20 protein-coding genes, 1 tRNA gene and 1 riboswitch are annotated in these 22,411 nt (G+C 50.0%); of the genes, 16 read left to right on the forward strand and 5 right to left on the reverse strand.

Going from position 1 to position 22,411, the window contains the following annotated elements; translation table 11 throughout:
- Positions 1 to 6: 6 nt before the first annotated feature.
- The 4 genes from CRO57_RS18130 to CRO57_RS18145 all read left to right on the forward strand — a co-directional run bounded on the left by CRO57_RS18130 (position 7) and on the right by CRO57_RS18145 (position 3,556).
- The gene (locus CRO57_RS18130) at positions 7 to 1,020 is read left to right on the forward strand and encodes an N-acetyltransferase DgcN family protein (protein WP_097154916.1); all 1,014 of its coding nucleotides are present in this window, start codon (positions 7 to 9) and stop codon (positions 1,018 to 1,020) included.
- 166 nt (positions 1,021 to 1,186) lie between these two features.
- Complete coding sequence (locus tag CRO57_RS18135; RefSeq protein ID WP_097154917.1) at positions 1,187 to 1,546, forward strand: thiol-disulfide oxidoreductase DCC family protein; 360 nt, start codon at positions 1,187 to 1,189, stop codon at positions 1,544 to 1,546.
- A 165-nt stretch (positions 1,547 to 1,711) separates the two neighbouring features.
- Positions 1,712 to 3,043 (forward strand): omega-aminotransferase AptA, encoded by a 1,332-nt coding sequence (gene aptA / locus CRO57_RS18140; protein ID WP_097154918.1) that lies wholly within the window; start codon positions 1,712 to 1,714, stop codon positions 3,041 to 3,043.
- 18 nt (positions 3,044 to 3,061) lie between these two features.
- Positions 3,062 to 3,556: an MmcB family DNA repair protein gene (locus CRO57_RS18145; protein ID WP_210200935.1), complete on the forward strand. Its 495-nt coding sequence runs from the start codon at positions 3,062 to 3,064 to the stop codon at positions 3,554 to 3,556.
- A 52-nt stretch (positions 3,557 to 3,608) separates the two neighbouring features.
- On the opposite strand, the gene CRO57_RS18150 is transcribed toward CRO57_RS18145, so the two are convergent.
- Both CRO57_RS18150 and CRO57_RS18155 read right to left on the reverse strand, forming a co-directional pair.
- Positions 3,609 to 4,163 (reverse strand): ActR/PrrA/RegA family redox response regulator transcription factor, encoded by a 555-nt coding sequence (locus CRO57_RS18150; protein ID WP_097154920.1) that lies wholly within the window; start codon positions 4,161 to 4,163, stop codon positions 3,609 to 3,611.
- A gap of 70 nt (positions 4,164 to 4,233) precedes the next feature.
- On the reverse strand, positions 4,234 to 5,673 hold the full coding sequence (locus CRO57_RS18155; protein WP_097154921.1) for an ActS/PrrB/RegB family redox-sensitive histidine kinase: 1,440 nt from the start codon (positions 5,671 to 5,673) through the stop codon (positions 4,234 to 4,236).
- Positions 5,674 to 6,003: 330 nt separating this feature from the next.
- On the opposite strand from CRO57_RS18155, the gene CRO57_RS18160 reads away from it, so the two are divergent.
- From CRO57_RS18160 to CRO57_RS18190, 7 genes are all read left to right on the forward strand, one after another.
- Entirely contained in the window at positions 6,004 to 7,395 is a 1,392-nt protein-coding gene (locus tag CRO57_RS18160; protein ID WP_280176194.1) for a polyhydroxyalkanoate depolymerase, read from the forward strand.
- A gap of 400 nt (positions 7,396 to 7,795) precedes the next feature.
- Positions 7,796 to 8,245: a DUF2852 domain-containing protein gene (locus CRO57_RS18165; RefSeq protein ID WP_097154922.1), complete on the forward strand. Its 450-nt coding sequence runs from the start codon at positions 7,796 to 7,798 to the stop codon at positions 8,243 to 8,245.
- A gap of 165 nt (positions 8,246 to 8,410) precedes the next feature.
- A riboswitch (FMN riboswitch) is annotated at positions 8,411 to 8,587 on the forward strand.
- A gap of 162 nt (positions 8,588 to 8,749) precedes the next feature.
- Entirely contained in the window at positions 8,750 to 9,664 is a 915-nt protein-coding gene (locus CRO57_RS18170) for a DMT family transporter (RefSeq protein WP_097155172.1), read from the forward strand.
- A 59-nt stretch (positions 9,665 to 9,723) separates the two neighbouring features.
- Positions 9,724 to 10,425 carry an IclR family transcriptional regulator gene (locus tag CRO57_RS18175; RefSeq protein WP_097154923.1) on the forward strand — a complete coding sequence of 234 codons (702 nt, stop codon included), beginning with the start codon at positions 9,724 to 9,726 and terminating at the stop codon, positions 10,423 to 10,425.
- Between the two features lie 305 nt (positions 10,426 to 10,730).
- On the forward strand, positions 10,731 to 11,711 hold the full coding sequence (gene dctP, locus CRO57_RS18180; RefSeq protein WP_097154924.1) for a TRAP transporter substrate-binding protein DctP: 981 nt from the start codon (positions 10,731 to 10,733) through the stop codon (positions 11,709 to 11,711).
- Between the two features lie 67 nt (positions 11,712 to 11,778).
- On the forward strand, positions 11,779 to 12,282 hold the full coding sequence (locus CRO57_RS18185; RefSeq protein WP_097154925.1) for a TRAP transporter small permease: 504 nt from the start codon (positions 11,779 to 11,781) through the stop codon (positions 12,280 to 12,282).
- A 24-nt stretch (positions 12,283 to 12,306) separates the two neighbouring features.
- A complete protein-coding gene (locus tag CRO57_RS18190; RefSeq protein ID WP_097154926.1) occupies positions 12,307 to 13,578 on the forward strand; it encodes a TRAP transporter large permease in 1,272 nt (423 codons plus the stop codon).
- Positions 13,579 to 13,649: 71 nt separating this feature from the next.
- On the opposite strand, the gene CRO57_RS18195 is transcribed toward CRO57_RS18190, so the two are convergent.
- Positions 13,650 to 14,033 (reverse strand): RidA family protein, encoded by a 384-nt coding sequence (locus CRO57_RS18195; protein ID WP_097154927.1) that lies wholly within the window; start codon positions 14,031 to 14,033, stop codon positions 13,650 to 13,652.
- Positions 14,034 to 14,183: 150 nt separating this feature from the next.
- Here CRO57_RS18195 and CRO57_RS18200 point away from each other — a divergent pair, with 150 nt between their 5' ends.
- From CRO57_RS18200 to CRO57_RS18210, 3 genes are all read left to right on the forward strand, one after another.
- On the forward strand, positions 14,184 to 16,169 hold the full coding sequence (locus CRO57_RS18200; RefSeq protein WP_097154928.1) for a methyl-accepting chemotaxis protein: 1,986 nt from the start codon (positions 14,184 to 14,186) through the stop codon (positions 16,167 to 16,169).
- A gap of 160 nt (positions 16,170 to 16,329) precedes the next feature.
- Positions 16,330 to 16,770 (forward strand): peptidoglycan-binding protein LysM, encoded by a 441-nt coding sequence (gene lysM, locus CRO57_RS18205; RefSeq protein ID WP_097154929.1) that lies wholly within the window; start codon positions 16,330 to 16,332, stop codon positions 16,768 to 16,770.
- A gap of 97 nt (positions 16,771 to 16,867) precedes the next feature.
- The gene (locus CRO57_RS18210) at positions 16,868 to 18,856 is read left to right on the forward strand and encodes a beta-N-acetylhexosaminidase (protein WP_097154930.1); all 1,989 of its coding nucleotides are present in this window, start codon (positions 16,868 to 16,870) and stop codon (positions 18,854 to 18,856) included.
- A gap of 84 nt (positions 18,857 to 18,940) precedes the next feature.
- Here CRO57_RS18210 and CRO57_RS18215 read toward each other — a convergent pair whose 3' ends face one another.
- Complete coding sequence (locus CRO57_RS18215; protein WP_097155173.1) at positions 18,941 to 19,912, reverse strand: complex I NDUFA9 subunit family protein; 972 nt, start codon at positions 19,910 to 19,912, stop codon at positions 18,941 to 18,943.
- 240 nt (positions 19,913 to 20,152) lie between these two features.
- On the opposite strand from CRO57_RS18215, the gene CRO57_RS18220 reads away from it, so the two are divergent.
- Positions 20,153 to 20,239: transfer RNA gene (locus tag CRO57_RS18220), tRNA-Leu, on the forward strand.
- A 114-nt stretch (positions 20,240 to 20,353) separates the two neighbouring features.
- Here CRO57_RS18220 and CRO57_RS18225 read toward each other — a convergent pair.
- Positions 20,354 to 21,316 carry a threonine ammonia-lyase gene (locus tag CRO57_RS18225; protein WP_097154931.1) on the reverse strand — a complete coding sequence of 321 codons (963 nt, stop codon included), beginning with the start codon at positions 21,314 to 21,316 and terminating at the stop codon, positions 20,354 to 20,356.
- Between the two features lie 115 nt (positions 21,317 to 21,431).
- On the opposite strand from CRO57_RS18225, the gene CRO57_RS18230 reads away from it, so the two are divergent.
- Positions 21,432 to 22,391, forward strand: coding sequence for a Rossmann-fold NAD(P)-binding domain-containing protein (locus CRO57_RS18230; RefSeq protein WP_097154932.1), 960 nt, complete (start codon positions 21,432 to 21,434; stop codon positions 22,389 to 22,391).
- The last annotated feature ends 20 nt before the right edge of the window (positions 22,392 to 22,411 follow it).

Genomic DNA, 22,411 nt, shown 5'->3' on the forward strand with positions numbered 1-22,411 from the left:
TTTTTCATGCTTAAAATTGAAGCCCCTTATCTGATCTATCTGGGCGATACGCAGATCCCTGAAATGGCCAAGACAGGCGCTGGGTTGGCCTATTGGCGACCGGAAAGATGTGCCGGACAACTGAGGGAACCCGGTTGTGCTGCAGATCTGGGTTTGCCGGATCTGGACTTGAATGCGGCAGTTCAACAAGGGGTGAAAACTCTGGTTATCGGAACTGCAATACCCGGTGGACAATTGCCAGACAGCTGGATCACCAGGATTGTCGAGGCCATGGAAGCGGGGATGGATATTGCGTCAGGACTTCACTCACCCTTGCGCTCAATTCCCGCATTGGACAAAACAGCCAAGGAAACAGGAAGAAACATCTATGATGTACGCCTGTCTCATGGACCTCACCCAATTGCAAACGGGAGAAAAAGATCCGGGCAGAGACTGCTCACGGTCGGAACGGATTGTGCTGTCGGAAAGAAATATTCAGCGCTGGCACTGCATCGCGAGTTGCTAGCACGGGACGTTTCAGCAACATTTCGCGCCACGGGCCAAACCGGTGTATTGATCGATGGCCAAGGCCTCGCGATTGATGCGGTGGTATCAGATTTTATTGCTGGAGCCGTCGAGGCATTGGCTCCTTCGGCCGATGACGCCCATTGGGATGTGATAGAAGGGCAAGGGTCTCTGGTTCATCCAGCCTATGCAGGCGTATCATTGGGACTTCTGCATGGTGCACAACCTGATGCTTTTGTTGTATGCCATGAATATGGTCGCAAACAGCTGTCGGGTTTCGAGGACCATAGGGTTGGATCGATTGAACACATCATCTCGCTGACGGAGCAGCTTGGGCGCATTGTGTCGAAGGAAATCAGATGTGCTGGGATCAGCCTGAACACATCCTCTCTCTCCGAGCAAGAGGCCCTGAACGCCATTCAGGAAATAAAGGAGCAATATGGTCTGCCGGTCTGCGATCCTGTTCGTTTCGGGGTCAAGGAGATCATTGACGATTTGCTGAGTAAAGAATCGTAAGATCTGTTGGTTTAAATTGGCTTGGATCTATTTCCGATCCAAGCCAATTATTCGCGCGTAAACAAGATAGTTCAGTCGTTAGGATAATCCGGCAAATTACCCCTGAGATTTGGAAAGTCCGATTGCGCTACTATATCTGATGTAAAGCACGCTTGGAGAGATACTCATGCAAACCATCTATTTTGATGGAGAATGCCCAATCTGTATAAAGGAAATTGCCTTCTATAGAAAGCATGCCGATGTCGAAGCCAATTGGGTTGATGCATCCAAACTCCCCGCAGGTTCAGTGGTTGATGGTGAAAGTCGGTATGATCTGCTAACCATCATGCATGTGAGGGATAGTGATGGACGTTGGTTGATTGCGGTTGATGCCTTTGCTGCAATGTGGCGATTGATACCATTCCTGCGCCCTTTTGCTTGGATTTTCACAGTGCCGGGTCTGAAGAGTGTCTGGATGGCGGCATACAAGCTTTTCCTGAAATATCGAAATCGCAATGTTTGCGATGAGGGAAGCTGTTCCATTTGAACCAATGTCAGATAATCATGAACAGCCCAATTCGCGTCGCTCTATATTTTGAGCAACTTGCGCAAAAAACACTTGCCTTTGGATCCAATTTTCTTTCAAGCTCTTCGCAATAGAAATAATTTGGCTGGACCTGGCTCGACCAGAGACAAGCCACGAGGAGGATCCATGACCGCCTATTCGCGCAACAAGCCCATTTCCTTTGACAATCACTGGATGCCATTCACGGCCAATCAGGATTTCGCGCAAAATCCCCGTTTGGTGCAAAGCGCCAAGGGGATGCACTACCTCACCCCTGAAGGAGAAGAAATCCTCGATATGACTGCAGGCCTTTGGTGCTGTAATCTGGGCCACGGGCGCGATGAAATTGCAGATGCTGTTCATGGCCAGTTCAAGGAACTGGACTTTGCACCGAGCTTCAACTTTGGTCATCCGCTTTCCTTTGAGCTCTCCGAGCGTCTTGCCAAGATGCTACCGGGTGATCTCAACAACCTCTTCTTCACCAATTCCGGTTCTGAGAGCGCGGACACAGCCATAAAGATTGCCTATGCCTATCATGATGCAAAAGGGGATACTGGTCGCAAGCGTATCATCTCTCGCCAGCGCGCCTATCACGGTGTGAATTTCTGTGGTGTCTCTCTCGGTGGCCTGACTGCAAACCGTCGTGCTTTTGGTCAATGGTTGCCAGTGGATCATTTGAATTCCACCCACGATCTGTCACGCAACAGTTTCACCATCGGCCAGCCGGAATATGGCGGCGCGGATATGGCCAATGAGTTGGAAAATCTCATTGCCTTCCATGACGCATCCACCATTGCAGCTGTGATCGTTGAGCCAATTGCTGGTGCTGGCGGTGTGTTGCTGCCACCAAAAGGCTATCTGAAGCGCCTGCGTGAGATTTGTGACCAACATGGCATTTTGTTGATTTTCGATGAGGTCATCACTGGTTTTGGCCGCACAGGCAAGGCTTTCGCCGCTGAGACCTTTGGTGTTGTGCCGGATATCATGACCATGGCCAAGGGCATCACCTCCGCCACCGTGCCTATGGGAGCGGTGGCTTGCCGTGATTTCATCAAGGAAGCCGTTTTCTCGACCAGTCAGGGCATTGAATTCTTCCACGGCTATACTTATTCCGCCCACCCACTGGCATGCGCAGCATCGCTTGCTGCTCTGGATATCTATGATCGCGAAAATCTCTGGGATCGCGCGTCTGGGCCGGTCGGCGATAAGCTGCAGGAAGCCCTTCAAAGCTTGAAAGACTTGCCCCGTGTGATTGATGCACGAGGCATGGCCTTCATCGGTGCAATCGAGTTCGAGCCACTGGAAGGCAAACCCGGTGCGATCGGTGCAGCCCTGCTGAAAGAATGCTGGAACCAGGGTATCATGATCCGTGGCCTTGGTGATGCCATCGCTGTCTCACCACCGCTGATTATGGAAGAGGCTCATATCGAGCGCTTTGTTGACGGCTTCCGCAAGGCGGTTAAAGTGGTGCTTGATTAATCACACCGGATCGAGCCTATGAGCAAGATGATTAAACCGGATCTGGCGGTCCCGACGGATGGCCGTCAGTCCGACCGTGCTTTGGAAATCCAGCGCGGCACCATGCGTCATCTGCGCCAACGTGGTTTTGCATCAATACCGGAAGTCACGCTCAAGTCTGGACGCAGAGCCGATCTGTTGGCTATCAATGCCAAGGGCGAGATCTGGATTGTCGAGATCAAATCATCGCTGGAAGATTTTCGGGCCGATCAGAAATGGCCTGATTATCGTGACTTCTGTGATCGCTTCTTTTTTGCCACCAATCATGAGACGTCGGCGGAAATCTTCCCTGAAGAGGCTGGCTTCATCATTGCTGATAGCCATGGCGCAGAGGAATTAAGATCAGCTCCGGAGCACAAACTGCCAGCAGCTCGTCGGAAGGCTGTGACCTTGCTTTTTGCTAAAAGCGCAGCCAACCGCTTGCATGATGTCATGGATCCCGGTGTGCCAAGTCGACTTGGACCTGATCGCTAAAAGAAAAAGGCCGCAAGAACGGCCCTTTTGCTACCTCCATTCTGAATTTGGCTTAGCGCGGCGCGCGCTTGGCCAAAATACGCTGCAGGGTTCTGCGATGCATGTTCAGGCGGCGAGCGGTCTCGGAAACATTGCGATCACACAATTCATAAACCCTTTGAATGTGCTCCCAACGGACACGATCAGCCGACATGGGGTTTTCCGGTGGAGCTGCTTTTTTCTCGCCTTCATTCATCAGAGCGGCATAGATGTCATCCGCATCGGCTGGTTTTGCCAGATAATCGATGGCTCCAAGCTTTACGGCGGTAACAGCGGTTGTGATGTTGCCGTAGCCGGTCAGCATAAGCGTGCGGGCATCCGGATTGGATTTTTGAATGGCTTCGATCACATCCAGACCATTGCCATCGCCAAGACGCATATCGACAACAGCATAGCGAGGAGGCTTGCTATTCACCAAAGTCAGCGCATCTGCAACGCTGTCTGCGGTTTGAATTTCAAATCCACGGCTTTCCATGGCCCGTGCCAGACGGATCAGGAATGGGCGATCATCGTCTACGAGCAAAAGATATCCGGGCTCATTTGGCATGGTTTCAGCTGTCAGGGTCATTTCGGCTTATCTCGCTGCCTATTGTATAGTCCGTATAAATACCCTGCGGGATAGTGAAGCAGGGCCTGTGTCATTCAGTCTCAAGGTTTAATTTAGCATCAAACTTACTTCTTTTATATTGATCTGCCTCAAGTTCGTGGCGGGACCACGAAATAAGGACGATGGCGCCAGTGATCTGCTCAGAATTTGTGCCGCCTTGCTTATCCTTGCCAAGAGGCTGGCTTTGTCGATTTGCAATTGAGACTTTTGCTCCGGAACGCTCCAAAAGGGTCTTGGCGATGAAGAAACCAAGACCAAGTCCGCCATTGATTTGATCTTGCCCGGAAGAACCACTCTTTTCTTCATTAGCTTCCGAGCCAGAAGACTTGTAATGGTGCGCGCGCGTGGTCACATATGGATCACCGAGACGGTTGATCACATCATCGGCAAAACCGGGACCATCATCCATGATCCGCAAGGTGATCTGGCTATCGCTCCAACTGGCTGTGAGTTCGACTTTGCCCTTGGCATAGTCAACAGCGTTTTCCAACAAATTGCCCAGCCCGTAAAGGAGCCCTGGATTGCGTAATAGAACAGGCTGGCGTTCCAGATTGGGTGGGAACTTCTGAACAATCTCAATGCCGAAACCAAGATGAGGCTCGCAGACTTCTGAAATCAGTGCTTTCAGGCGCATTTTGGCGAAAGTTGCATCTTCCGCGCTCGAGAGAGAACGTAATTTGCCCAGAATTTCGCGACAACGTTCTGATTGCGTACGCAGCAAGAGAACATCGTCATAGATGGGATCATCCTCAATCAGCTCGCGTTCCAATTCCTTGGCAACAAGTGTGATGGTAGCCAAAGGTGTCCCCAATTCATGAGCGGCAGCGGTGGCCAAGCCGTCGAGATTGGATAAATGCTGTTCCTTTGCCAGAACTAGCTCCGTTGCAGACAGGGCGTCAGAGAGCAACTGCCCCTCCTGGGCCACGCGATGCGCATAAACTGACATGAAGCCCATGGTGAGGAGAATCGCTACCCAGATTGCTGCTATATAAAGGAGGGGCAGCTCTGGTGGGTTGTTTTGAGCCCACGGCAGGGGCTGATGGAACCAGATCAACAAGGTAGCGATCAGGCTTATGATACCAGCCAGAAAGATTGTATAGCGTGCCGACTGAGTGGTGGCTGAGATAACTGCTGGTACCAACAAAAGCAGGGCAAAGGGATTTTGCAAACCACCGGTCAGATAAAGCAAGCCACCCAATTGACAACTGTCATAGGCCAGCAACGCCGTGGCCATCTCTGATTTGAGGCGAAAATGCTTGCGGAAATGGAATTGTAAATAGAAATTCAGCCAAGCAGAAAGACCGACCAAGGCAAGACAAAGCCAAGCCTCAAACGCATACCCAAGCAACCAATGGACAATGACAACAGCAACGGTCTGGCCGCCAATGGCAAGCCAGCGCAGGCGTACAAGCGTGTCCAATTTTATATGGCGATTGCCAAAGCTGGGATCAGCCAGCGAGGAAGTGAGCATGGAGTGCCTGTTGACTCTACGGAGTTTTTGTAATCGTCGTAGACTATGAGCCGTGTTGCATGAGCTTGCAAGATGGAATGAAGAAAATTACATTTTTTCGAAACTATGAACGAAAGATGGCCAGCAATTGTTGCATTGCAGCATAAATCTCGCTAAAACTATTCGGCATTCCCCAAAAGTTGCGTATATTCCTCCTTGTCACTGAACAGAATGTAACAGTAATGTAGTGCGATGCACAAATTGATCTTGGATGAGCGGCACGAAAATATATAGGTCAACTTTGAGGTGGACGGGACTAAGACCAGCAATGGTCCAACAGGAGACAATCGAATGACAATGCAGAGCAATTGGTTTGAAGGAAAAATGCCGGAATTTGATCTTTCTGCCATGCCCTTGCCATTCTATCAACTCTATGAATGGAACCATGCAATTCTGAGTCCTTGGCGTGCCGCAGCTGATGCAACCCGCATCTATCTGCAGAACCCGGTCAATCCTATCTCCCAAACGCCATGGGGAAAATCTCTGGCAGCCGCGTGCGAACTGTTCGAGCGCACAACACGCCAGTATGGCAAGCCTGAATTTGATCTGGAAGATACGACTGTCGATGGTGAAGTTGTCTCCGTTCATGAAAAAGTTGTCTGGCAACGCCCTTTCTGCAATCTGCTGCATTTCGAGCGGATGCTGCCCGCCGATCATAAAAAAGATCCCAAACTGCTGATCGTTGCCCCGATGTCCGGTCATTATGCAACGCTTCTACGGGGCACGGTGGAAACGATGCTACCCAATCATGATGTTTATATCACTGACTGGATTGATGCGCGTCTGGTCCCTGTGACTGAAGGTGAGTTTGGTCTGTGTGATTATATCGAATATATCATGGATATCCTGCATCATCTGGGGCCAAACACTCATATTATGGCAGTTTGTCAGCCTTCTGTTCCTGTCATGGCGGCGGCGGCCGTCATGAATGAAAACAATGATCCAATGGCGCCAGCTTCCATGACGCTTATGGGCGGTCCAATCGATACCCGCATCTCACCAACGGCAGTGAATGACTTTGCCAAAAGCAAGGGTGATGGCTGGTTCGAGAGAAATGTGATCATGCATGTGCCATTCCCCCATGCAGGCTTTTCGCGCAAGGTTTATCCTGGTTTCTTGCAGCTTGGCGGTTTCATGGGCATGAATCTGGATCGCCATGTCTCGGCACATCAGGAATTCTACAATCATCTTATCATTGGTGACGGCGACTCCGCCGAGAAGCACCGCGATTTCTATGATGAATATCTGGCAGTGATGGATCTGACAGCAGAATTCTATCTGCAAACGGTGAAAGCTGTATTCCTTGATCATTCTCTGCCCAATGGCACACTCGAATATCGTGGCAAGGCAGTGGATTGCAGCAAGATCATCCAGACGGCTCTCATGTCAGTGGAAGGGGAGAAGGACGATATTTCTGGTGTCGGCCAAACCAAAGCCGCTCATGACCTGTGTCCAAACCTGTCCGATGACAAGCGCGATCACTATGAACAAGCAGGTGTCGGTCATTATGGCGTCTTCAACGGCAGCCGTTTCCGCTCTGAAATAGCACCTCGCATCTCTGCATTCATTCGTAAACAGGATCATGAGCTCGGTGCAACAGAAGCAAAAACCAAGAGCGCTGCATCCAAGCCTGCCGCAAAGCGTGCTCCACGCCGCAAGGCGCCAGCAAAAAAGCAAGCGTGATCTAGCTAGCTCACAAAATTGTCGAGAATTTCAAAGGCTGGATGATTTTCATCCGGCCTTTTTGTGTTCCTGTAAGGATTTCGAGGCTTCTCCAATGCCATTGGCGTAGCGTCAATGGATTAACTCATTGAAATTAGGGAATTTAATTCACGAAGTGATGTGCTTTCGTCAGTGACAGTTGAAACCAGTTGTTCATTGATATTGTCTGATCTTACATCAATGAACGGGCACGTATGGGAGGAAAAGCTCCAACTTCAAGACAAATCGCGAAAAATAAATTTTGCTCAAAAAATCTTGAAGCAAGTAAAAAATGACCCATCTCTTGTGGTGTGAGAGGCAAAGTTGCTTGTTTGAAGAAATTGCAATTTTGCATAACGTAAAACCAATCGAAAGGAAGACAATGTCACAGGCAGCAACCGTTAAATCATCTTGGAAAGCACCTCATGTTGCTTTGATGATTCTTGGTTTTATTTTCTTCTGGCCGCTTGGTCTTGCAATGTTGGCCTATATTATTTGGGGAGATGAAATGCGTGAAATGTTCCAGGACATGAAGAGCCGGATGAAAAGTCATGCAGATGGAGCATGTTGTGGCACGCGTAGTCGCCATGGTGGCTTCTCGAAGACCGGTAATGTAGCCTTTGATGAATATCGCAAGGCTGAGATGGAGCGCCTCGAAGAAGAGCGCCGCAAGCTGGAGGCTGAAAGAGCTGAGTTTGAAGACTTCTTGGTAGAGCTGCGCCGCGTGAAAGATCAGGAAGAGTTTGATCGCTTCATGAAGAGCCGCCACAATCGTCAAAGCTCCGCACCAAAGTCAGATGGTGATGCGGATCAAACCAAACCTGATGCGTAACCTACGCAAAGGATAGATAATCAAGACAAAAGGGCGGGACCTTGGATCCCGCCTTTGTCTTTTGTGAAAGCAGATGTGCTTTACGGCCTGCGCTTTTGGCAGGCTTGCTTTTCTTTCCAAAACAAAGCATTCTCGCCCCGCTTGCAAGAGATGCATCTTTTGTGGGTTTGTTCTCGGGGCGGGGTGAAAGTCCCCACCGGCGGTATTCAGAAAGGCCTCAAAGCTTTTCTGTCAGCCCGCGAGCGCATTGCCAAAGCGCCTTACCAGGTACAGAGGCAATGGTCAGCAGATCTGGTGCGATTCCAGAGCCGACGGTTACAGTCCGGATGAAAGAGAACGGCAATTGAACGGGATCATTGCCTCTGATGGCCAAATGGCTGTTTGGGTAGATGTGCCTGTCTGTGTGTGATCTATTCACTGGGCAGAGCCAGATCCTCTCAATCCGTGCGTCCTGATTCACCAACGCTTGAGCCATGCAAAACTTGCATGGAAAAGGAAAGCCAAATGAATCAGACTTCCCAAAATCCAGCACGTGCTTCGGAGCAGGATCCCTTCTTTCGCTCTGCTGCTTTTCGTGCCGCCGCCTTCATGATCGTTGCAGGAGCTTTCTTCGCTCTCGTCAATGTCACCACTCAATTCTTGACCATGCGACTGGGGCTCTCTTCCCCTCTCGTGGTCTTCGGCCAATATCTGGTTGCATTGTTGCTCTCACTTCCCTGGTTAGCCAGGGTAGGGCTCAGTGCAATGAAAACCCGTCACCTTGGCCATCATTTGCTCCGGGTGCTATTTGCTGTTCTTGGTGTTCAGGCATGGGTCGCAGGCCTTGCTCATGTGCCAATCTGGCAAGCTATTGCGCTCATCATGACATCACCCTTCTTTGTCACAATTGGAGCCAGACTGTTTCTGGGCGAGCAAATTGGCTGGCATCGTCTGAGTGCGACGCTCATTGGCTTTGTTGGAGGAATGATCATCCTGGCGCCTTGGTCTGATGCTTTTAGCGTCCATGCGCTCTGGCCGGTTGTCGCAGCCATCTTCTGGGCAGCGACATCTGTTTTGACCAAAAGCCTGACCTCTCAGGAACCTGCTACAACGGTGACGGTCTATCTTCTGGTCCTGATGACGCCAATCAATGGCCTACTGGCGCTTGGAAGCGGTTTTGAGACAATCTCGAGTTTGATGGTCGCCTTGATCATAGGATCCGGTATCCTGACCATGCTGGCCCAGTTCCTGATTGCCAAGGCCTATGCAACGGCTGATGCCACTTATGTGCAACCATTCGATCATGTCAAACTGCCTCTCAATGTACTGGGTGGATTCCTGGCTTTTGGCTTTGCGCCTCCTGGACAGCTCTGGCTTGGGGCAGGTCTGATCGTGGCAGCCTCTCTCTATATCATCTATCGGGAAGCAAGATCATCTTGACAATGCATTCTGTTCTGCAGAACAATGAGTGCAAATAATAGAATAGTGCAGGATGGGATATGACCAGCGAGAAAAAATCTCCAGAGCAAAAAGTGGAAGCTGTTGAACGTGCTTTGAGCATATTGGAGGTCTTTTCCGAAGGTCAAATTTCTTTCTCGTTAAGCGAGTTGGCGCAGGTAACCGGACTTTATAAAAGTACTATCCTGCGCCTTTGCGGATCTCTTGAGCGCTTTGGCTATATCCGAAAAGATGAGGAAGGGCGTTATCATTTGGGGCCGGGTTTGTGGCGTTTGGGATCGCTCTATCGCAAGAATTTTGCAGCCGGTGATCAAATACGGCCTGAGCTTCGCTACCTGACCAAAGTGACCGGTGAGACGTCTTCCTTCTTTGTACGAGAAGGTGATCAAAGACTTTGTCTTTACAGAGAAAATTCCAAAAAAGAAGTGCGTCACCATCTGGAAGAAGGTTTGAGATTGCCGGTCAATATGGGAGGAACCGGCCGAATTTTGCTCGCCTATAGTGGTGCGCGTGGTGCGCCATATGATGAAATTCGCATTGATGGCTATTATGTTTCACTAGGCGAGAGAGATCCTGATCTCTTCTCGGTTGCCATGCCGATCTTCAATGCGCGGGGGGCACTTGCCGGTGCCTTTTCAGTCTCTGGTCTGATCAGCCGCTATAATGAGAAAATACGCGATGATATTCTTGTTGAATTGCGTACCAGTGCCAAAAGGCTCGCTGGCTCACTGCCGGATGACTGAGCATAGTCAGTTGCACCTTTAGGTGGTGCGGACGAATTGCTGTGCGAAAATCTTATCAATCAGATTATGTGAATATTACTTTTGGGCTGAATTGACCGAAATTTTGCAACATCTGCAAAACAGGCAATTTGTGAAGGCTTGCAACAAGCCGCTTTCTCCACTAACCTGCAACAAACAAACGTCAAATAGAACAGTTCGTGTATAAGCGAGCCCCGCCTTTGGTCGTCCTGACCATATTAGCCAGACCATATTCTCGTCGGATTGACCCAAATCCGACGCAAGTTTCACTACTGGGGAGGAAAATCATGAAAAAACTTCTGTTAGGTGCCGTCGCAGCCTTGGCCGTGAGTGCGGCTGCCAGCACATCTGCAATGGCCGACAAAACCATCCGCATCACGCTTCAGCTTCCGGAAAAGCACCCTTTGGGCCAGAATTTCAATGCTTGGAAATCCTGTGTTGAAGGTCAGGCATCTGATCTGAAAGTGCAGCTGTTTCCGTCTGCCCAGCTTTATAAGGACAAGCAGGTACCAGAAGCCGTCGGGTCCGGTGCTATTGAAATGGGTGCTGCATCTCTGACACGTTTTGCTGGTACCGTACCCGCCGTGGACGCCATCTATGTGCCATTCCTGTTGGATAGCGAAGAGAAGGTGAAAAAAGCCACCGCTCCTGGTTCCGACGTACGCAAGGTGCTGGATGCTGCCGTTCTGGAACAGACCAATGCCCGCATTCTGTGGTGGCAGGCCTATGGCCGCACCATTTATCTGTCCAAAGAGCCTGTTCGCGTGCCAGACGATCTGAAAGGCAAGAAGGTTCGTACCTTCGGTAAGCTTCTTGGCTGGACCGTGGAAGCTCTGGGCGGTGCACCAACCCTGATGTCCGGCTCCAAACAGTTTCTGGCTTATCAGCAGGGCGCGGTTGATGCTGGCATCACCGGTATCACCGGCGTAAAATCCCGCAAGCTCTATGAAGTCATGCCGAATATGACCCTGTCTTATGATGCGGATATCGAGTTCGTGGCTGTCATGAACAATGACTTCTACAATGGCCTCTCTGATGCCAATAAGAAGATCGTCAATGAGTGCGGCATGAAGGTCGAGAAGGAACTTCGCGACAATATGCTGAAAATCGAGAATGAAACTCTCGAATTCCTCAAAGACAAGATCAATATCGTTGATCTGACCGACGAAGAGCGGGCCAAATGGCGCGAAGCAACCAAAGCAGTGGTTGATCGCTTCATCGAAAATGGTGGTGAGACCGCTGCCAAGGTCATCGAAGCTGCAAAATAAGCTTTTTGCTTTGAAAAAGGGGGCGGCCGGCCACGGTTGCCCCTAATCTCTATAGCGAGGAAGAGCCATGCTCGCTTTCATAGATAAAATCGCCGAATTTACCGGAAAGCTCTCCGCCTGGATGCTGTTTGCGGTGGGCTTCTTCGTCACATATGAAGTAGTGATGCGCTATGTTTTTATCGCCCCGACCATCTGGGTGGATGAAGTCTCACGCATCTTTCAGATCTGGGCGACCTTTCTGGCGTCAGCCTATGTGCTCAAGCATCGTGAGTTGATCGTCATCGATCTGTTTTTCAAGCAAACGGATAGTCTGGCCCGAAAACTGGTGGAGACTTTGTCTCTCATCATCATCGCCGGATTTTGTGCTGTTGCCGTCAAATTCGGCTTCGATCTTTGGCTGAAAGCAACTCTGGCTGGCCATACCACAGATTCTTTTCTAGCCCCACCAAAATGGTTGACCCATGGTTCCATCTGGGTCGGGTTGGGCTTCTTGCTTGTGCAAGCATTGGCCGAGATCGTCAAGGTCTGGACCATAGGTGTGCCAGAGCTTGATGCCCATAGCGCAGACTGATGCCAAGAGAAGCGAGAAAATAAAATGGAAGCAGCAATCATTCTTGGCGCCCTTGTCGTTCTGTTGGGCTTGCGCGTTCCCGTTGCCTTCGCGCTTGGAGGTCTTGGTGTCATTTTGCTTTGGTGGAAAGGCTTTCCACTGGTCGGCGTACCGCAACGGCTCTATGGCACCATGGACAGTTTCGAGTTGTTGGCCGTGCCCATGTTCCTTCTGATGTCTGGTGTCTTGCTGAAAGGCGGCGTGGGTAAGGATCTGTTCGCAGCCGTGCAAAGCTGGGTTGGGCATTGGCCGGGCGGGCTGGGTGTTGCAACGATTATTTCCTGCGCGCTTTTCTCTGCAATTTCCGGGTCGTCTGTCGCAACAGCCGCTACCATTGGTACGGTTGCTCTGCCAGAGATGGAAGCAAGAGGCTATAACCGTTCCTTCACACTTGGAATGTTAGCAGCCGGAGGAACACTTGGGATCTTAATTCCGCCCTCGATTCCGCTCATTCTCTATGGTGTAGTGACGGAAGAATCCATCCCAAGCCTGTTCCTGGCAGGGATCGGGCCGGGCCTGTTCCTGGCCGGGCTCTTTATCATTTATGGCATGCTTTATTCCCGCTTTGGTGGTGGCTATACGCCAAGCCCGAAGGCCGATTGGGCTGAGCGTAAGCGCGCAACCCTGATGGCGCTGCCTACGATTCTTCTTGCAGCCTGTATCATTGGCTCCATTTATGCAGGGATCGCAACACCGAGTGAGAGTGCGGGTGTTGGCTTTGTTCTTGCCTTGGCCATGACATATGCCATGGGACGTATGGATTGGGAGAAGGTCAAAGATGCCACTCATAAGGCTATGGTCACCACGATCATGATCTTCCTGATCATTGCTGGTGCCAAGGTCTTCTCGTATGCCATCACTCTGTTCCAGATCCCGCAAGCAATCTCGACGGCACTGACAACCAATATTTCAGATGCCAATATCTTCATGCTGGCAGTTGGCGGTGTTTTGTTGCTGATGGGCTTTTTTCTGGAATCCATCTCCATGTTGCTCATCATGGTGCCGGTGCTCTATCCGGCTTTGGAAGCCATGGGCATTCATCCCATCTGGTTCGGCATCTTCTTTGTAGTCCTCATCGAGACGGCTCTGATTACTCCACCAGTTGGCATGAACCTTTTCATCATCCAGGCGGTGGGAAAAGCAAAGTTACAGGAAGTGGTCCGCGGTGCCTGGCCATTTGCCATCATGATGCTTGCAACAGCAGCCTTGCTGTGGTTTTGGCAAGATCTGGCCCTTTATCTGGTCTTCAAATTCTGATCTGTGATGGAAGTATAAAATCAAAAGCCCGCCCATGCCGGGCTTTTCTTGTTTTGGTAGAATGAATGGTTCTACGCAGATTTCTTGGCGGTGACTTCGATCTCGATTTTCATCTCTTCTCGCAGCAAATCACAGATGATCAAGGTCGCTGCTGGACGAACCTCGCCAAGATAATGCCCAAAGACGGGAAAAGCGGCATCAGCATGTTTCCTTGATGTCACGTAATATTTTGTCCGAACAATATCCTGAAGGCTGAAGCCTGCCTCCTCCAATGTCTGAATTATTGTCGCAAAACAATTATGGGCCTGAGCGACAATATCATCAGGCATCGTCATGGTTTTGTAGTCATACCCGGTGGTGCCTGAAACAAAACACCAATCTCCATCGACTATTGCACGAGAATATCCTGCCTCTTTTTCCATATCAGAGCCGGTAGAAATGCGTAATTTTGTCATATAACTCTCTCTCATTTGTTCGGTTTCAAACAAAATAGTTCGATATGTTTCACTTATAGGCGCGAGACACATTCATATTTTATATTTTGTTAATGGTCGTATGTTCGAATTTTACCGACCGTCCAATCTGTATTAGAATTGAGCCTTCTTATGTCCCTCCGAAATCGCTTCATCGTCACCCTCTCGGGTATCGTATTTGTTGTCCTGTGTCTGATGGCCACGATTACCAGCATCGTTATCAGCGATCTGATTGATACTGCCCAGCAACGCGAGCTGAAAGCTTACATCGCGCAACTGGACAGTCGGATCGAAAACTGGAACCGCGATGCGGTAAATCGAGCGGCATTGGTGGCAGGAATTCCAGCCGTTCAACAAGCAATGGCTGAGCAGGACCGGGAAGGATTGGGAGCTCTATTCAATAGCGGATTTGCGAAATGGAAGCAAGAAAATGGTGTGCGTCAATTCCAGTTCCATTTGTCACCAGCCACGTCTTTCCTGCGTGTTCATAAACCGCAAAAATTCGGTGATGATCTCTCTGGCTTTCGTAAGACAGTAGTTGCAACCAATACCCAAAAAACCACCATCATGGGGCTGGAGCGTGGTCGCGCAGGTATTGGTGTCCGTGGTGTTGTACCCATCGCGCATCAAGGCAATCATGTTGGCTCTATCGAATTCGGTCTATCATTTGGCAAGGATTTCTTTCAGGTTTTCACTGACAAAAGTGGCGTAAAAACAGAATTCTACCTGCTACCGAACACCAGTTTCGAGCAATTTGGTACCAAGGCCGCAGATATCTCGTTGATGGCCAGTACTGCTGGAAAGGATCCTTTGCTGGGTAAGGATCAACTGCTGAGTGCAGTAAAAGAAACAGTGATGCTGGATGATTTGAAAATTGCGAGTGATGTTTACGCCTCCGCACTCCATCCAATCCGTGATTTCTCAGGTCATCCAATCGGGCTGCTTCATGTTCTTGTGCCTGCGGATTATTTTGCAAATGTCTGGAGCAATTATCTCTGGATCAGTGCAGTTATTCTCGTCTCCCTTATCATTCTTGGTGGGGTGATCGGCTATTGGCAGTCTCATTCTATCACTGCCCCTCTCTCACGCCTGCAAAAAGCCATGTCATCGCTGTCATCCGGTCAATTGACCTGTGGGATTGATGATCAGAACCGTAAGGATGAAATTGGCGAAATGGCCCGTTCACTTGAGGTCTTTCGAGAGAAAGCAAAACTGGCAGATGATCTGGCACATCAGCAACAGGAAAGTCGTGACCAGGAAGACAAGCGTCACCAAAAAGTGCATGAATTGGTAGTTGGATTTGACGCTGCCATTCAGCAAGCACTTGTCGAGGTCAGTGAAAATGCGGGTCGTATGGAAAATGATGCCCAAATTCTGACTGCCATTGCGAAAGATACTTCCGAGCGGGCAAATCAGGCAGATGGTGCATCGGGGCAGGCCGCAGATTCCGTTCAGACCGTTGCGACGGCGACAGAAGAGTTGGCGGCTTCGATCACCGATATCAATCAGCAGGTCGAGCAAACCCAGAACATTGTCAGCGAAGCCACACAAGCCGCCGAGACATCCAATGTCAAGGTGCAGAGCCTTGAGCATGCATCCAGCAAAATTGGTGAGGTGGTGAGCCTTATTCGTGACATTGCCGAGCAGACCAATCTGTTGGCACTGAATGCCACAATCGAGGCAGCTCGTGCTGGTGAGATGGGGAAAGGCTTTGCTGTCGTGGCTTCTGAAGTGAAAGAGCTGGCAACTCAGACCTCGAAAGCAACAGAAGAGATTTCACAGCAAATCCATGATATCCAGGATTCCAGCCGTGATGCTGCATCTTCCATTGGCGCAATTGCCGAAATCATGGAAAATGTCTCTTCTTATACCTCTTCCATTGCCAGTGCCGTAAGCCAGCAAGGGGCTGCAACCAACGAGATTGCTCGCTCTGTTCAAACTGCATCGGAGGGCACGCAGACTGTTGCAACCAACATGAGTGAAGTTACCACAAAAGCAGGTGAGACCACACATCGTGCGGACGACGTTTTGCATAGTTCGCGCAATGTTGCAGGGCAGGCTGGAGAGCTGAAACAGATGGTCGGCTCTTTCCTGCAAGATGTGCAGCGCTCATTCTAAAAACTAGAAAAGACAGAAAACTGTAGGAATGGGCCTGGGAAAGCACTCTTAGGCTCATTCCTTTATTGTTTTTTGGTCATAAATCTGCTTTGCCTGATATGGGTGCATAAAATAGAGCAGCTGTTGGCCTGTGATTTGGGCCGGTTGATGGAGTTTGAACATGGGCGTATTTGATTTTATTAAGTCTGTTGGTGAGAAAATCGGCATCACTTCTGAAGATGAGACTCCGGCAGCGGAAGATCTCAAGGCCGAAGTTGCAAAACATGGTCTGGAAGCCGAAAATCTGGAAATCGAAGTTGAAGGTGATACCGTCAAGGTGGCGGGTGCCACTGAGAGCAGTTCCTTGCGAGAAAAGATTGTTCTGGCACTGGGGAATACCCTTGGCATCTCCAAGGTTGAAGAGAATATTGAAGTCAAGACCGAAGAGCCGGAAGCAACCTTCTACACCGTCCAAAAAGGCGATACCCTCTGGGCAATTTCCTCCGAACATTATGGCAATGGCGCAAAATATGAAGGCATTTTCGAAGCCAACAAACCAATGTTGACCCATCCGGACAAAATCTATCCTGGTCAGGTTTTGCGTATTCCACCGCTTGACTAATAGCGGCCAAGACGCTTAACAGACATCGAGTAAATGGCGGGGCTTGGCTCCGCCTTTTATATTTGGACCGGGGAATAAGACGGGCAAGGATACGTAGATGACGTGGATGTTGCAAAGCCAATGGATTGAGAAGAGTACAAACACCGGTGCCATGAGACTTACCTTAAGTGGTGAGCCTGATAGTCAATTGGAAAGCACCGCACGATTGGCTTTTACATCCATTACCCGGATCCCACCAGAGACGGAGTTGGAAAATGGTTGCTTTGTTGCGCGCACTGCAAATTACCATGAAATAGGTCCTTTGACAGACTGCGAAGCAGGCGAGGATGGCGTGGTTTGGAGCGTGACCATTCCACGTCTGAGTCATAAACCTTCTCATTGCACGGATGGCCCCAGTTGCGCCTATCTCATTCATGATGATGGATCCATTGAACTTGTGACCTGTGAGCCTTTGCAGCCAGCAAAAGCAATTGAAGTTGCAAAGACCTGTGCAGATCAGGAACCTATTCGAATTTCAAAGATTTCACCTTTGGGTCTTTTGCCAGCGCCCGAAGTCGCACGGATCGAGGACTGGTTCGAGCAAGAGCCCAGGGGCTTTTTCTTGTCGGATACCGCTCTTTGTCGTCGTGCGAATGATCTGATTGAGCGTCTTTTTGCGTTGGAAAGTTCGCTATTTTCAGATCAACCAGCTCCTGATTTGCTCGAGGTCAATCTTGGTTATTATGAACAAGATGAAGAAGAGGAACTGAACTTTGTTTTCTCAAACGAAGAGGACGAAGAAGATCATCAGAAGGATACTTCCTTCCTTCTCGACTTCAGTGAAGATCATATCCTCATCACCACCAATGATGGTGAAGCTTGCCTTTATGCGCTGATCGCATTAGCCCAAATGGCGATAAGCGCAAGAGACAATGATCAATTTGCCTTTCCCAAAGTTGGTATGATCATTGATAGCCCCCGGTTTGCCTGGCGCGGAATGCATCTGGATGTCTCCCGGCAGGTCTATGACAAACAGGACATTCTGGATTTTCTGGATATTCTGGCTTGGAACCGCTTCAACCGTCTCCATCTGCATCTGACCGACGATGAGGGCTGGCGCTTGGAGAGCAAGGCCTATCCACGCCTGACGGAAATCGGTGCATGGCGCGGCCATGAGTTATCGCTCAAGCCTCAGCATGGTTCTGGGCCGGAGCGTCATGGCGGCTTCTTCACGCAGCAAGATATGCGAGAGATCATCGCCCGTGCGAGCGAGCTGGAAATCGTCGTGGTGCCGGAGATCGATATTCCCGGACATTGCCATGCAGCTCTGATGGCACTGCCGGAACTGGTCGACCCCAGCGCCATGCAGGGAGGTGCATCAGTTCAGGGTTACGTCAACAATGCGCTCAATCCGGGTCTTGCGGCAACTTGGAAGTTTCTTGATACAATCTTTGAAGAATTGGTCGAGTTGTTTCCCTCCAAATGGATTCATGTTGGAGGCGATGAAGTTGCCGAACAGGCTTGGAATGGATCTGGCGCAGCAATGAGTTGGGCCAAGGCCAAAAGCCTGCTTGATGAAGACGGGAACCCTGACAGCAAAAAAATGCAAGCAGTTATCATGCGTTATATCGAAAAGCTGTTGGCCAAACATGAGAAAACTGCCATTGGCTGGGAAGAAGCTGCAAAGGAGCAGGGTCTTAGCCCGGAAAAAAGCCCTATCATGGCTTGGTTGAAAGCCGAGAATGGTGTGGATCTTGCCACACAAGACTATGATGTCATTCTATGTCCGGGCGAAGCCTATTATCTGGACATGGCACAATCCGATAATTGGGACGAGCCCGGTCTTAGCTGGGCGGGAATATCATCGGCAAAGCAAACTTATGAGTTTGAGCCAGATGCCGGTGAAATGCCTAAAGGCAAGTTGCTCGGTATTCAGGGTTGCATCTGGAGCGAAAATCTGACCAGCCGTGCTCGCTTCAATCATATGGTTTTCCCACGCCTCTCTGCGATTGCGGAAAGCGCTTGGTCTGATCCGGAAAAAAAAGATTGGTCAAGCTTCAAGGCCCGTATGGATCTGATGCCAATTATGCCAGCCAAAGAGCATTGATGAATAGAGCAGACTACCATTCAGATAAAAAGAAAGGCGAGTCATTGGCTCGCCTTTCATATCCTGTCAGCATGAAAATCGGGATTAACGCGCGCGGTTGGCTTCATATTGACCAGCAGGGCGATAGCTCCACAGATACGACCCGACAACAGCTTCAACCGACTGGGCTTTTATCCCTAGGCCCTCAAAGGTTCGGCCGGCAGATTTTGCGGCATCGCTGACAACATTGTCAGTCTTCAGCAAAGTTACCTGATCGCAGGTCAGAACAGGTGATGGAAGCATCTCGGTCCACCATGCAAGAGCCTTGGCGATGCCAAATGGCATTGGCAACAGAAGACGTTTGCGTTGAGTCTCGGAAAGCATGATTTCGAGCAGTTCTTTGAAACTCTTCTCTTCCGGTCCACCAAGTTCATAGGTCTGACCGGCTTCCAGTTCACCATCAACGGCACGAGCAATCACTTCAGCTACGTCGCCAACAAAGGCCGGCTGGAATTTGGTCTCACCACCACCAATAAGTGGCAGGGCAGGAGAGAAGCGGCTCATCTCGGCAAATTTATTGAAGAAATCATCGTCGGGGCCGATCAAAAGAGAAGGACGAACAATCACAGCTTCAGGCACTGCAGCTTGCACGGCTTTCTCGCCTTCAGCTTTGGTGCGTGCATAGTCAGAGTCACTTTCCAGATCAGCACCGATAGCGGAGATCTGGACCAGATTCTTCAAGCCGGCTTTGGCAGTTGCCTTTGCAATGGCCTCAGCACCATCTTTATGAACAGACTCAAAGCTCTGCTTGGACGTCTCGTAAAGGATACCGACCAGATTGACGACGGTGTCAGCGCCTTCAATTGCGCGCTCAATGGACCAGTCATGGCGCAGATTTGCCTGAACAGGGAAGATCTGTCCGACGCCACCTTGCGGCTGCATGAAGCCAGCCAGTTCTGGACGACGTACGGCAATGCGTACACGATAGCCGCGTTTAGCAAGAGCGCGGACAACATGGCGTCCCAGAAAACCTGAGCCACCAAATACAGTTACAATCTTGGACGATTGATTTGCCATCATTGTTTTGGTCCCTTTGCGAACAAGCGCAGATGGTATTTTATCACAAGAGTCACAAATGGATGAAATACCTTTCTCTCTCCATAGTCCTTCCACAGCGCTGTGTGAAGGCCAGAATCGCAGACTTTCCCCATACTGCACCCTTGGGTGAGATTTTATCGTGTGAATTGTGCACATTTTTAAAATAGGCGCGTTGACATTGGACCAAGACCTCCTTAAAAACCGCCTCACACCTGAGTTGCCCAGGTGGCGGAACTGGTAGACGCGCTAGCTTCAGGTGCTAGTTTCTGTATGGAAGTGGAGGTTCGAGTCCTCTCCTGGGCACCAAAATCCCCGAGCAGAGTGAATCTGACGGGGTTTTTTATTGTCTGAATTTCTCTTTATTTTTCAAAGCTATTAATTGCGACCTCAATTAAAGCAGTCGAGGTCGCTGGGGCTTGGTTAGTCTCCGATCAGATTGATAGCGCGCTCTGAACTGATATTGTTTCCGCTCAGAATGGCCGCAACATTTTTCCCGTGGAACTGCTCCTGATTGTTCAGCAATGCCGCGACGCCGGCAGCGCCTCCGCCTTCGACGATGCACTTCTCGTTATGCAGAATATGGGCCATTGCTTCTACAATCTGCTCATCAGAGACCTGAATATGAGTATCGACCAGATCTCTACACATCGCAAATGTATAGCGATTGTTTGGTGGAATGGGCCCCGGCAAGGCATCAGCGATGGAAGGCTTTTCCTCTACGTTGACGATGTGGCCAGCCTTGATGCTCTCTAACATGGCAGCGCCATGGAGTGATGAAATTCCAATGACTTCGATCTCCGGTTTCAGGCTCTTGATGGCTTTGGCAACGCCGCTCATCAATCCGCCTCCGCTAAGCTGAACCAGAACGCAGTCCAGATCCGGTTGGGAAGCCAATATCTCCAATCCGATGGTGCCTTGCCCAGCGATGACTTCACGATCATCAAAAGGGGAGACAAATAGCAGGCCGTTACTTTCCGCAATGTGCCGTGCCTCGGCGTCTGCTTCATCCTGATTGCTTCCATGGACCACAACTTCCGCACCAAAGTCCCGAAGTCCCTGAACTTTCTCGGGCGGAACGATTTCAGTGACACACACAATCACCCGAACACCGAGTTCTTTTCCAATATAGGCAAGCGCCCGGCCATGATTGCCGCTGGAAACGGTAATGACACCACGATTGCGTTGTTCCTCAGGCAAACTCAGCAATTTGTTGGTTGCTCCGCGCAACTTGAATGCACCCGTTGAAGTCAGTGTCTCGTATTTCAAAAAAACCTTGGAATTCAGATGCCTACTTAAGCTGTGAGAGATTGCCAAGGGCGTGGGGGTAACATAGGGGCGAATGCGGTCCTGTGCGTGCTGAATATCAACCAAATCTACTGTCATGGAATTTTCCGGCTTGTCAGATCATATTTTGATGTATACTGTTTAGTCTAAATTAGACAAAATGTCTACGAAATAAAATTGAGATATTTCTCGCAACAAAGGGAATTGGGCCGCCATGCAAATCATCGGGAAGGAGCAGATCCTAGACCATGTCGATCTGCCAGCTGTTCTGAACGATATTGAAAATGGTTTTAAAGCATTTGCTTCAGGCAAGGCGCAGGTGGCTCCTGTAACCCATCTGGGCTTTGATACATCAAACGGTGAGTGTCACATTAAATGTGCGCATGTTGATGGAGATGAGGTCTTCACCGTCAAACTCGCAACTGGCTTCTATGACAATCCTGCCAAGGGCATGAGTTCATCAAATGGTTTCATGGCGGTGATTTCGGCCGAGCATGGAACGCCTCTGGCCATTCTGCAAGACGAGGGCGTTCTGACTGATCTCAGAACAGCACTTGCTGGCGTTTTGGCAACTCGCCTGGGTGCTCGTAGCTCGGCAAAGACTATCGGTATCTTGGGTAGCGGCATTCAGGGACATCTGCAGGCAAAACTGATCTGTGAGCTGCTTGGCTACAAATCTGTTGTCATTTGGGGCAGGGATGATGAGAAAACAGCCTCGCTGATAGAGGTCCTGCGCTCTGAATTGCCTGATGTTGATGTTGCACAAGCGGAGACGCCAAGCGAGCTCTGTGAAAAAGCGGATGTGATCGTAACGACCACACCGTCAAAAGCTCCACTGATCGAAGCGGAATGGGTGCGGCCTGGAACGCATATTGTCGCTGTTGGTGCTGATTCACCGGGAAAACAGGAAATCGATGAACAGCTCTTCGCAAGAGCTTCCCAAATCTTCGTGGATTCTCCGTCCCAATGTATCGAGCATGGTGAAACAACGAACGCGTTGCAAGCCAAGGTGATTGCAGAAAGTGATCTGACGCCACTTGGTGAAGCGCTTTTGAACGGAGCCAAGCCTCGCTCGGATGACGATATCACGATTGCCGATCTAACCGGAGTGGCAGTGCAGGATGCTGCGATTGCCAAGTCGGTTTGGCTGAACATGGAACAGCGATCCAAGTAACAGACACGATCGATCCTGAA

The sequence above is a fragment of the Cohaesibacter gelatinilyticus genome (assembly GCF_900215605.1).
Taxonomy (GTDB): Bacteria; Pseudomonadota; Alphaproteobacteria; order Rhizobiales; family Cohaesibacteraceae; genus Cohaesibacter; species Cohaesibacter gelatinilyticus.